Source organism: Lactobacillus melliventris (genome assembly GCF_013346935.1).
Classification (GTDB): domain Bacteria; phylum Bacillota; class Bacilli; order Lactobacillales; family Lactobacillaceae; genus Lactobacillus.
In genome coordinates this window covers 24739-36667 of sequence record NZ_JAAEEB010000013.1, presented here as the reverse complement: position 1 = coordinate 36667, position 11929 = coordinate 24739, and the positions used below count along the sequence as shown (strand labels likewise).

Annotated in this window: 16 protein-coding genes; all 16 read right to left on the bottom strand. The window is 36.6% G+C overall.

Translation table 11 applies throughout. The features are described 5' to 3' along the window. Positions 1-126: 126 nt before the first annotated feature. The 16 genes from GYV61_RS09295 to GYV61_RS09220 all read right to left on the bottom strand — a co-directional run bounded on the left by GYV61_RS09295 (position 127) and on the right by GYV61_RS09220 (position 11923). Positions 127-510 (bottom strand): PH domain-containing protein, encoded by a 384-nt coding sequence (locus GYV61_RS09295; RefSeq protein WP_174795586.1) that lies wholly within the window; start codon positions 508-510, stop codon positions 127-129. 135 nt (positions 511-645) lie between these two features. Next, positions 646-1443 (bottom strand): N-acetylmuramoyl-L-alanine amidase, encoded by a 798-nt coding sequence (locus GYV61_RS09290; protein ID WP_174795585.1) that lies wholly within the window; start codon positions 1441-1443, stop codon positions 646-648. Further along, entirely contained in the window at positions 1430-1753 is a 324-nt protein-coding gene (locus GYV61_RS09285) for a phage holin, LLH family (protein ID WP_174795584.1), read from the bottom strand. Before GYV61_RS09285 ends, GYV61_RS09290 begins: the two co-directional genes overlap by 14 nt. 28 nt (positions 1754-1781) lie before the next feature. Further along, positions 1782-2012 (bottom strand): hypothetical protein, encoded by a 231-nt coding sequence (locus GYV61_RS09280; RefSeq protein ID WP_174795583.1) that lies wholly within the window; start codon positions 2010-2012, stop codon positions 1782-1784. Between the two features lie 12 nt (positions 2013-2024). Beyond that, entirely contained in the window at positions 2025-2408 is a 384-nt protein-coding gene (locus tag GYV61_RS09275; protein WP_110445957.1) for a hypothetical protein, read from the bottom strand. Next, positions 2386-2544, bottom strand: a complete 159-nt coding sequence (locus tag GYV61_RS09270; RefSeq protein ID WP_167334239.1) for an XkdX family protein — start codon at positions 2542-2544, stop codon at positions 2386-2388. The genes GYV61_RS09275 and GYV61_RS09270 overlap by 23 nt, the downstream gene beginning before the upstream one ends. Further along, positions 2534-3001 carry a hypothetical protein gene (locus GYV61_RS09265; protein WP_174795582.1) on the bottom strand — a complete coding sequence of 156 codons (468 nt, stop codon included), beginning with the start codon at positions 2999-3001 and terminating at the stop codon, positions 2534-2536. The genes GYV61_RS09270 and GYV61_RS09265 overlap by 11 nt, the downstream gene beginning before the upstream one ends. A gap of 13 nt (positions 3002-3014) precedes the next feature. After that, a complete protein-coding gene (locus tag GYV61_RS09260; protein WP_174795581.1) occupies positions 3015-3410 on the bottom strand; it encodes a hypothetical protein in 396 nt (131 codons plus the stop codon). Beyond that, positions 3404-3844: a hypothetical protein gene (locus GYV61_RS09255; protein ID WP_174795580.1), complete on the bottom strand. Its 441-nt coding sequence runs from the start codon at positions 3842-3844 to the stop codon at positions 3404-3406. The genes GYV61_RS09260 and GYV61_RS09255 overlap by 7 nt, the downstream gene beginning before the upstream one ends. A 16-nt stretch (positions 3845-3860) precedes the next feature. Next, positions 3861-5129: a BppU family phage baseplate upper protein gene (locus GYV61_RS09250; protein ID WP_174795579.1), complete on the bottom strand. Its 1269-nt coding sequence runs from the start codon at positions 5127-5129 to the stop codon at positions 3861-3863. Beyond that, on the bottom strand, positions 5113-5298 hold the full coding sequence (locus GYV61_RS09245) for a hypothetical protein (RefSeq protein ID WP_110445953.1): 186 nt from the start codon (positions 5296-5298) through the stop codon (positions 5113-5115). The genes GYV61_RS09250 and GYV61_RS09245 overlap by 17 nt, the downstream gene beginning before the upstream one ends. Then, entirely contained in the window at positions 5295-7151 is a 1857-nt protein-coding gene (locus GYV61_RS09240) for a phage tail spike protein (protein ID WP_174795578.1), read from the bottom strand. Before GYV61_RS09240 ends, GYV61_RS09245 begins: the two co-directional genes overlap by 4 nt. Continuing rightward, complete coding sequence (locus tag GYV61_RS09235; RefSeq protein WP_174795577.1) at positions 7148-7957, bottom strand: distal tail protein Dit; 810 nt, start codon at positions 7955-7957, stop codon at positions 7148-7150. The genes GYV61_RS09240 and GYV61_RS09235 overlap by 4 nt, the downstream gene beginning before the upstream one ends. Then, positions 7957-11142, bottom strand: coding sequence for a phage tail tape measure protein (locus GYV61_RS09230; protein WP_174795576.1), 3186 nt, complete (start codon positions 11140-11142; stop codon positions 7957-7959). The genes GYV61_RS09235 and GYV61_RS09230 overlap by 1 nt, the downstream gene beginning before the upstream one ends. 2 nt (positions 11143-11144) lie before the next feature. Continuing rightward, the gene (locus tag GYV61_RS09225; protein WP_174795587.1) at positions 11145-11474 is read right to left on the bottom strand and encodes a hypothetical protein; all 330 of its coding nucleotides are present in this window, start codon (positions 11472-11474) and stop codon (positions 11145-11147) included. An 86-nt stretch (positions 11475-11560) separates the two neighbouring features. After that, complete coding sequence (locus GYV61_RS09220) at positions 11561-11923, bottom strand: tail assembly chaperone (RefSeq protein ID WP_046324944.1); 363 nt, start codon at positions 11921-11923, stop codon at positions 11561-11563. Between the last annotated feature and the right edge of the window lie 6 nt (positions 11924-11929).

The following is an 11929-nucleotide window of genomic DNA, read 5'->3' as shown; positions in this document are numbered from 1 at the left end:
CCTGTACTCTCCTTAAATTAAGTTAAAAAGCTTGTAATATCAGATATTACAAGCTTTTATTATTCTTCCGCACGGCATTTACACGGCATAAAAATAATAAAGAGCAATTTCCTAAATTGCTCTTTATTATTTCAAAATTTCAATTGGTTTTACTCCCTGCTCAACACGCTTTGTATTAGCAATGTTTCTCAGACTAATAGAGACCTCATTTGCATTTTTTATATATGGGAGTGTTTTCACCGTTCCGTCGGTAAATGTAACGTAAATATAGCCTCCGCTAAATATATTTTCTCTTGAAGAAATGTTTTTAATACGATAAAGGTCAATGTTTTCTTGTCTTTTATTAATCAAACCATGCTTATAAACAACTACTCCAGCTTGATTGTCTAAATAATAATCTGTAGAGTAAATATCAATTAATTTTGGAATAGCTAAAATAAAAGCAGTAATCCAACTCCAACATAGGGTAGGTACTATGGCACGCCAATCTTTCTCATAAATAATATTCATAATTATTTTCCTTCTTAAATTTAAAATACTTAATTCGATTATCTGCTTTATACATACACTTTTCAATTTAATTATAATTAATTTTACAACAAAATAAACCACCCAGAAATTAATCTGAGTGGCTTATTTGATATATTATTTAAATTTTCCCATTGATTTGCCGTACTTATCCTTGCCCACAATATAGCCATAACCGTTAGCGCGTGGCTGTCTAAGCCATAGTCGCTTAGGACCTTGCAGTACTGCGTCATATTTAATAGCACTGCCCTTTGGCAATTTAGCAAAAGCTGGTGAGCTAATATGTGGTGAGGTATGCAGTTTGAGAGCTTTTCCTAAAATAAAGGTACCAGGCTTTTTAATCCAACCTGATTTTTTGCTGGCACTTTTAGCTGGTGCTTTTGCTGCAGTAGCCTTACCACCTACTCCATTAGCTATATCATGTGCGAACTGTACCTTGCTAATGCCAATGCTTAATAAGTAGCCATAAGGATCGCTGTGGTCTGTATTCCCTAAATTATGAGTGATCCAGTTATGTGTCTTAACACCACGTTTAGCTCCAGTATCAAGCGTTAACGGAATACCGTACTTTTTAGCATATTCACGGATCAAGCCAATATAGTTACGGTAGGCTTTCTTAGCTCGTGTCTTATTACTGAACTCACAAAGTTCGATTTGCATAGGTGATAATTGATTACCATAATAACCACATCCCCACGCTACATATCCTAGACCACCTACTAGGTAGCATTCTTTATCATCCACTACCAAATGGACATAGGTTTGTGCGGTGTTAATACCAGCCTTCATATTGTGGGCAATAGCCCACGCTTCACCATTTGGAGTTGCCGTTGAGTGAGCTACAATAATATCTCTTTTAGCCAGAGTAGACGCACCCTCATTAGCCGACAGTGCATACTTTTTATTTAATTTCATCTTTTGTTGCTCCTTCCTTGTATGCTTTTTCAATCATCCCTTCAGCTGTTTCTTTTGTTATATTCGCCTTAGATGCCTTAGCCTGTTCTAGCAGTGCGTCAGTGGCTGCCTGCTTCTTCTCTGCTCCCGTGATATCGGTATGTGTTGCCTGTTGCGTAACGATATATTGCGCTACGTCATACAGCCACTTCATTTTTTCAGCAAATGCTGGATTGTGTTGTTTGGCGTATGGATAAGCAGCCACAATACCAACAGCCAATATGACGATGTATGGGAATAACGCTTTTATAAAATCAATAAATTGTGCCATTTTAAATTCCTTTCAATAAAAAAGAACACTAAATAGTGTTCTCTAACTTCTTTTTTAATTTTTCGTACTTATCCTGTATTTCCAGTCTTTTTTTACGTTCATAAAGATAATCCTGTTTAAAATTATCTCTTTCAACCTTGAGGTTCTTAATAATGTCGTCTGTGTCCTCTTTATGAGATGTATGAGTAACGGCTAAAAAGGTAGCAGCTGCTTCGATTAGTGTCCCTAATACATAAATTATGGTACTAACATCATGCACACAACCACCTCTCTAACTTTGATATATACAATATAGGCACAATATTGAAATTACTGTTTCACCTATAACTGTTAAATCCATACGATACTCACCAGCTCCAAAAGCGTGTCCTAACTGTATGCCGATTAAAAACCACATTGTCCAAGCACCAACAATTAAAATAAACATACGCCAACCCCTATGTTTTTTAGTAAATAGAGAATCAAGCATAATTAAAAGACCTAGTATTATTATTGCTAGGTCTAATCTTTTATCGTTCATAAACATGGTCCATTCTGGTGGCCAGAAAAAATAGTTTCTGTTCATTAGTAGAACTGAACCAATTGCAGCAATGGCTACACCTGCTATAGTCTGGTCATGGTTATCGTTAATATTACTTGACAACTGGTGCAACATAATTATCACCCGTTATATCTGTGTAATCTTTATCAGTTAGCCAGCCTAGTTGTACAAAATAAGCTACATCGGAATTAACATAAATTTTAGACTGATAAAATTGAGTTACTAATATCTTGTATATATTATTGAACATTGGTACTGCCCCCATCCAGTGTGCTATCGGTAGTATTAGCTTTGGGACTAGTAGCAGCACCGAGTAGCTTCAGCATTTGTGCCTGCCCGCTGGCCAGGCTTGACAATGCATTTTTGAGGTCTTTATTCTCACTTTGAACCGCAACATTGTTTTGCCGAACACTTTCAATCGTTTTTTCAACACTAGCTAAACGGCTACTAGTGCTAGCATTATCGTTATCAATCCACACATGCTTGATCTTGTCCCACTTGGGTCTAATAAAGTCAGCTGGTGGTGCTTCTACGATTATTGGATAGAAATTAGTTTCATGTTTTTGGAACAATAAAATAGGCTCACAATCGATTTCATTATTGGAAATAAAACCCATTTGAGCCCATAGACCACTTTCATCTAATATTTTTTGCTTTTCGGCCATCTGATCTTGCCAGCTTGGCTTATTTGTTGTTTCTTCTGTCATTTTATGTCTCCTTTTATAAATATTTTTCTATTGGTAAATCTTCATATGTATTTTCACTAAATAGATATATGGCAATGCCAGATGTGTTCATAGCTTTAAATGAATAAAAAATCTTATTTGGATTAATATAATTATTAGGATCAGATAGCTTGCCGCCATAAATTTTGCAAATATCTGAAACTGTGCCTTTATAAACTTCAGAACTAAAGACATGTGTTCTACCCACGGTAGAACCAAGGTAAACACCATTCTGATTTACATTGCCTACTACGCGATAAGCCTTTAACACAACGTTATATAATAAGTAATCGCAATAAGTATCACTTGGAATGATGAAGCAGTTCTCTAAACATTTAAAACGTGTGCCACCGAGAAAAAGGTTATTAACTTCATTACCATTAATTAACATGAAGGCACCACCTCCATGTTATATATTAATTGTAAATAGAAGGGACTATTTACCCCCCCATTTTTGCTATACGGCTCGTAATTGCTTAAATCTTTCGATTTAACCCAAAAAGCGCCTTGTTGTACATCAACAAAGCCTGTTGTGTAGTTGATTCTGATACAACCATGCATTAGAAAATATTCTTCATTTTCAAAAACTATTCTTTTAAAAATTGGTACCGGATTATACCACCAGGTGTTAGAACTAGCATATATATTGCTACCACATTTTCCAAAGTAATTAATACTACCGTCAGATTTTAAAGATGGATAGTACCAAGTAAGATTGTCATACATCGTTTGATCAAAGTTAAATAACGGTCCAATTGCATTAATAGCTGAAAAATTTTGACCATTTAGAAAAAGATTGTTTACATCTTGATCATTTATTTTCATTAAATCATCCCCTTTATTACGGAGTACCCGTTAATATTTGCGGATTAGCTGTTGAGTATTTCTGACCATCTGTCAAGGTATCGGCATAGTGATATGCTACCTTCGATTTTTGCTCTTCCATCTCATTTTGCAAAGTAGTAATGTCCTGCTGCATTTTTGACACGTCCGGAATTGCAATAGCAATGTTACCCTTATCATCTGGACTAATATTATTAACAGTAACTGGTCGTTTGTTAATTTCAGTTTTCAAGTCATTATGTGAAGAATTAGCATCTTCTTTGGTCTCATAATTAGAAAGGTCAGGTTTAGGAATATCAATATCAATATTGGCCACACCCTTATCGTCAGGACCAACTGCTGTACCGCCATTAACACTAATTTGTTTTAACGTGCCAGCATTTTTAAGCTTTTCATCAATTGTCGCTTTGTCATAGAATTTTTCTAAATCTTCTTTTAGCGCATATTTTGTAAAATCAACACCTTTGATTTTATCAACAGCATCCATGGCAGAATCGATTGCTGATTTTAAATCAGCTTGATTTTGTTCAGCGGCTGTTAGTTCATCTGTTACTGTCTTAATTCGTTCTTCAAAATCTTTTAAAGCGGAGTCTTTCCATTTATCATAATCGGATTGATAACTTACTAATTCATCATCAAATTTTTGATTAAGTGTACTAAGAAGCTCATTATATTTACTCTGATATTCAGCAAATTGGTTAATCATAAGATTTAGCTGGCTTTCAAATTGTTGTCTAGCTTCATTTAAACGATTAATTGCTTCTTGCTTAACTTCATTACTTGAATCAGTCATTTGATTGATCGAAACTTTAGCATTTTCGATATATTCTTCAAACTTTTTTTGCAATCTTTCTAGTGCTGAAACATAGCTGACAGATCGTTCTTCATCGGTAAACTTAGCTTCAACTTGATAACTAAACTTTGTGGTAGAAGCAACAATATTATTGATATTATCTTTAACATAAAAATAACAGGGTACTGAACCCGTTTTTTGTGTTATCTCATCTGGTAACAAGAAATACCAAATATTGTCTTGTTCCGTAAATCTTTCTGGTTCGTTTTCTACCTCTATTATTTGACCATCAGGCTTAGTAGCACTAAAACAGAGATTTTCTGCCTTTACATCATATTCATTCCACGCATTTGTTAACCTAAAGGGCTGACGATAACCTTTGTCACCCTGATACATTAGTTTTGCAGGAGCCACCCAACTCTGCATTTTTTGAACATCAAGGTTCAAGATCGGGTTATTAGGATTTTCTACCATCTGTTTCACTTCCCTTCAACTTATTTTGTAATTCTTTTAATTGTTTTTTAGTATCTGCCAGTTCTCTACTCTGTTTTTGATAAGCCACACGAAGAGCAGCCAATATTTCAATCTTATCTCTAATAATTGCAGCCATTTCGTCGGCTAAAACTTTAAATTCATCACTCATTTTAACGAACTCGCTTTCACATACGAAGAAATGTTATTTGCCGTTATTACCGTACTGTCGCCAATTCTAGCAATATTTGGCCCGATTGAGGTTACATGGTATCCATCACTAATCATTATCTGCCCTGAGGAAAGCATCGATTCATAATTCATTGACTTGACCCAAACAGCTCTACCCCCATCATTAGGCCACAAATTACCAGGTGGATCAGTGCCGATACTTACTGTCATAGAGCCACCTGGTGTGGTTGATACAAGAGAACCGTTCATTTGTAAAGCGTCAATTTCCATTGCACGTACTCGAATACCATCAATCATATCAGCTGCTATTTTACCCTTTGTGATCGCACTATAAGCACCGTTAGGACCAATAAATTCAAGGCCATTTCCATTCATTCGCATGTATGACCCATCATAATTCTCAGCTGTAAATTCTTGAATGTTTTCAGGATTGTATGGGTCTCGCCGCAACTTAATTGGACCTGAACCAGGAGATTCAATTTCACTGCGAATTTGTTCAAAGTCAGCATCTAATTCTTCTGCCCGACTATTAACATCTTCAATTCTTAAATTGGTAATATTAAGTTTCTGCATCAGGTCAGCTTGTAGTTTTTCCCGTTCTTCACCCTCGACTTGTAATGATTGGTGCAATTCACCATATAGTGATAGATTCTTTTTATCTGACTCTTGAATGTGTTGGTCGGCTGTTTCAACAGCCTGAGTTATATTGCTCGAAATTTCCTGTTCCCTATCAACCTCTGCTTTGACTGTAAGGTTTCCAATGTCGACTTCTGTGTTTCTGTTATCAATCAAGTCACGTACAATCTTGATAACTCTGGACTTAATAGTAAAACGTTGAGGTGTAAATGAAACTGCTGTTACCACATCTCCCAGGTTAAGATTACCAGCTTTCGCAACGGTTGTTTGCACCTCAATCTGTGGATTACACAAAGTTAGCAATTCTTGATATGTTTTTCTGAGCAACTCATTTTTATCTTTTTCATTTTGAAACTCCAAAACCGTCATCCGAGGCTGTCTGTTTCCTTTATTGTCAAGCCAGCCCCACTTTTGAGTTGCTTCTGGTATTTCGACATAAAGCTGTCCCAATGGTTTATCTACTGGATTACCTTTTTGTTTTGACCATTCAATATCATCGAATTCTATTGACCGCGAATAACCACCGGTATCATTACCTGCTTCGTCTTGATTTTCTACACCTGCACCACGTCCAACAGCTGCTGTATAAAGTTTACGCTGATCTTGAACATATTTAAAAGAGGTTACGTTTCTGCCTTGTACCAGCCGAGTAGTAGTTTCCTGGCCAATAGTGTCATAAACATGACAAACTTTCTTTTCTATCCTATTTCCAGATACTTGGTATCTGAACTGAACCTCTATTCCCCAGGTTTTCTCAACTTTATTAAGAGCTTCTTTACGACTACAACGGTAGAAATTAGTCGATCCATTTACGTTTTGGGCATGAAGTTCATAAGTCCAAGTTGATCCGTTAAAAATTGCATCAAGCGTATCCTTTAGAGCGGCATTATTGAGCCGCCTATCTTTAATAAAAAATTGAACATCCAAATCATCGCTGGCACTCTCAATTGCTGTAACGTAGATTATTCTATCTTCGTAACTTGGTCGCTCAATTTTAAATAATCGATAATCATTCGTTTGTTTAACCGGAACGCCTATATACATTGTTTTGTCAATATCAATTACATTCTGCTTGCTTTTAGGAAGTGAAAATTGAAGTTCATCATAAACGTTGATTTCTTCAGCAATATTGGCGCTAAGAGCCTCCGTTTTAATTGCAAAGAGATTTTCGTGATTATCATATAATAATAATTTCAAAGTTCTTTCCTCCTCAATTGCAGAGTTAGATTAGAACTGTTTGAACAAGTAATGACACTGCCTTGTTTAACCGCAAAGTTTTCAAAATCACTATTTAGATTCAGTAAATCCAACCGATTAACTGAATTTAACAGTATTTGTGCATCCCCGGTAAAATCAATCGTTACTTTGTCCCCGACAGAGAAACTGCCCGTTAGCGAAATGGTCTGTTCAAAGTTAGTAATTTCTAAGTGATTGTTTGCCGATTTTATTGTTAGCTCAATTTTATCCGGCACCGTCGGATAATAAGCTGGTTCATTAATTCTAATCGATTGTCCGCCGCGATAAATGGTCTTGTTTTTAAGTTTTTTAAACGGATCAAGGAGCGTGATGGTAAATTCACTGTTAACAACATTAGTTCCTGGATTAGGATTAGTTGCACCGGAAAGAGTACCAACATATTCAAATTGTGGATCATCAAAAAAGTAGAAATGCATTTGTTTTTGGCTCAATAAATAATTAAGCCTAGCAAACTTCTCCCTATATTCTTGATCTGACCTAGCAATTAATTGATATTTAATTGTTAATTCACGCTTAGGGTGATCAGCACCTAAAAACAATTCGCCATCGTAACCAGAAACGGCTTGAGAAGATACAGAATAAGGCATTAATTCACGACCAGTTACGTTTAATGTTTGGTAACCATCAATTTGATCTTCAATTGGAACGCCCACATCATCAGTTTCAATAAACATTGCTTCGGATGGTAAATAAGCAGAATCACCTCGCTCATTTATTCCTAACCCAGTAAATTGATATTGTTTCATTAAAGCCTCCTCTGTCTCAAAACACTGTGTTCATCTTGCTTTTTACTAATATCACTGACAAACACTTCATAATCATGATTGCCTAAAGATAAATTAATGTATGCAGGCTGATTCTTTACATTAATTTGTTGGTCAAATGATCCAGTTAAAACCGATTGTGCATCATGATTTAAAGCACTGATTTGGTTGTTAAAAGCATTAAGATCTATTTTCGGCACAGCACTGCTGGCCATAGCAGCTGCTGCCTTGACAGCCAACCCAGTATTCTGAGTAATACCTTTGGCCATACCTGCTACGAAGTAATAACCAACTTGATCACGCATTATACGTGAAGGAGAGTTAATACTTAAAGCACTCTTGGCGGCATTGATTGCTCTCCTAGCCATGTTTCTTGCAGCATTGACCAAGTTACCTACAGCATTACCAATACCTTTAATCATTCCATTAACAAAATCTTCACCTACGCTTACCATTCCTCTTACCGTTGATTTAATTGCGTTAACTGCATTTGAAACTGCTGTCTTAATATTGCTCCAAGCAGTTGAAGTAGTTGATTTGATAGAATTCCATACGCTTGTCATCGTAGACTTGATGGAATTAACAGCAGTAGTTACAACCGATTTGATTCCATTAGCTACTGTGCTTATAACGGATTTAATACCGTTCCAAACGGTCGATGTAACTGATTTGATTGCATTCCAGGCTGTAGTCACAACCGACTTGATCCCATTGACTACCGTAGTAACAACCGACTTTACTGCTTTGATTGCAGTCGTAATAACGAATTTAATTCCATTCCAAACAGTTGTTGTCACTGCCTTGACTGCATTCCAAACGGTTGTCCATACAGTTTTTATTGTATTAATTACGGTTGTAACGACCGTTTTAACCGCATTAATTGCCGTTGTGATTACTGCTTTAATACCGTTCCAAATAGTCGTAGCGACAGATTTGACCGTATTCCAAGTAGCAGTCCAAACAGCAACAATTGTGGTTAGTATCGCACTAATAATCGTGGCAATAATCTGGATTCCAGTCCCAATAATTGTCTGAATAGTATTTATAATTGTGGTTATCGTTGTAACTAAGCCGGTAATTGCAGAAACAATAACATTAACAATTTGCACAACTATACCAGTTATAACTGCAACAATCGGTGTCAGAAATGTAATTATTTTCGTAACTGCTTGAATAATGAAATTAATGACCGGTGTCAACACAGTTATTATTGAGCTGATAATTTTAACAATATTACCAATGATGTTGCCTAGCGCTTGCCATACTCCTAGAGCACTGCCTATTTTAATAAAATTCTTTATTACGTTCCCAATAACAGAAACAATTCCGTCAAAAGCAGTTTTAACAATTTTAACTACATTGCCAATAATCGACCAAACGCTCTGCATGGCCCCTACCTGTTGGAAGCCTGAGATTACGCCTTTAATGGCCGATACAATTGATTTAATTACCCCAACTACAGTTGAAATTGCCGCTTTAATCGAATTAAACACACTTTGTGCAGTTGAGCCTACTGCACTCCAATTAATTGAGTTAATGGCCGGTTGCAAAAATGAAGTTAAATTATTAACGACAGTTTTGATATACGCACCGATACTAGTGAATCCAGTCAATGCACCCTGAGCAATTGGCTGCCAATTGATGCTGTTAATCGAACTGCCCAAAGTATCACCAATGGTAGTTGCAATGTCCCCTAATTGTTTACCCAAAGTCGACAGTGTACTGCCTGCTGCTTTTATAGTAGGACCAAATATACTACTAAAAACAGTAGTTACGTTTTGAATGGCATCACGAAGTGTTGCACTCTTGTTATAAATTGCAACAAATGCTGTGCCTAAAGCAACTACTGCAGCCATTGCTATTCCAGCAGGTGAAGCAATTGCCTTTAAAGCAGAACCAATATTCTTGAGATTAATAAAAAAAGTACCTAAAGCCGTCATTATTGGTCCAATTATTGGACTAAGGCCAACAAAGCTTCTAATAACACTAGCAATGCTGTCATTAGATTCTGTAGCCCAATCTAGCGTTTTATTAATCATGTCTAAAAGAGAGCCATTGACTCCTCCAGCTGCGGCCATTGCCTTGTTACGCAACGCCTCCCAGTTACCTCCAACTTGTTCAATTTTTGAACCAATGTTTTGCTGCATTTCGTTTGCTTGGTCACTTAGAAAAGCTGTTGCTTTAGCAGTTGAACTAGCTACTTTATCTTGCTCGGCAGAATATGCATCCCATGATACTTTGGTATCATTAGACTTATTCTTTACAGCTTGAAGTAGTGGCAAAATTGCTTGCATTCCGGCAGTACCAAAGATTGATTTTAGTGCAGCTGTCTTTTGTGCATCACCCATCTTGTTCGTTGCATCTGCAACTTCAAGTAAAATTTGCTTAAATGGCTTCATCCTATCGTGATTATCGGTAAAGGTAATCCCTAAATGATTCATTGCCTTCTGGGCAACCGCAGATGGTGCCATCATTTGTAATAAAGCGTGGTTCAAATCCATTGAAGCCTGAGCTGCACTAAATCCACGGTTAGTTAACAATCCAATTGCTTCAGAGATAGTTCCCATACTAATTCTGGCTTGGCCAGCAGTACCGCCAACCGTTGCTAAGGCTTGACCCATGTCTTCAATTGATGCATTTGAAGCATTAGCAGTTTGAACCAGAATTGCTGCAGCTTGCTGGGGTGACTTTAGGCTGCTGCCCCAGATATTCATTGCTTGTTGGACTACTCCAGCCGTCGCTGTCAAATCAGCGCCTGCCGCTGTTGCTGCTTGCGAAATAGCAGGAAACAGTTTAATAATTTCTTTAACTGAAGCACCATTTCTCGCCATTTCAACCATTGCATCTGATGCTTCTTGTGCACTTATTGGTAACACTGCACCCATGTGATTAGCAACTTCAGCTAATTTGTTAATGTCTTTTGCAGTTCCACCTGCAACGACCGCAGCTTTATTTAGGGAAGCTTCAAAATCACCAAAAGATTTTAGAGACTTAATTCCCATAGCAGTAGTTGCTCCGCCAACTACAGTCATAGCCTTACCAGTCGCTTCAAGATTTTTTTGAACTTGTGAGCCAAATTTTTTTACTGCATCTAAACTCTTATCTAATGTTGAAGTAAAACCTTTATCAACCGCTGTAATAATAGCCTTAACAGTATAATCTGCCATTTTTAACCTCCTTTCTTTTTAATTAATCCTTGATTCCAATATTGTTCAAATTCAGCTTGCCGTTTAGCAAAAATGCGTGCTCGTTCTTCGACTATAGGAATTGAGGATTGAGACTGATAGTTAGGTTCAAATTCAGTTCTAATTTTGTCAACAGCCTTCTTATAGTCAAACAAATCCGTTATTCTTCTATATCTTGGCTTAGGATGACTAGCACTACCGGTTGTACTTTTGACCATTTGATTAAACCAGGCCTGCTGTGCAATCTCGTTCATCTTCTCAGCCTGTTTTAGCTTGTAGGCTTCCATTCTGATTTCATATTCAGCAATTGTCATCTGATAGATATCAAATAGATCATGAAAGCCCAAATAAGCAAATGCATTAAGCACTATTTCGTAATACTTATCTTCAAAATCCAGGTTTATTCTGAAATTCTGTCTGTTTCCGGCAGACTCGCTTTTAAATTTTTCATACTACTCCGGGTCACATTGGATTTTTGCAATTCAATTAATACATCATGGAAAAGCTGTTCAATATTAGTATCTTTTTCTAAAAACTCATCAACTTGAGCTTGAGTTGGTCTTTCATTATTTACCCATAAGGCATAATAAAGTACTTCAGAAAGGGTCGCGGCATTCCTTGAAATTAAGCCCGGAACAACAGAATTCAAACCAAAGCCAATTTTTATTCCCTTTTCTTCAATATAATGAACAGCATCTAATTTGCGCAAGAACATGATTCCAAAATTTAATTTATAGGTCTTTTCGTTGATTTTAATTTCCATCTTTTA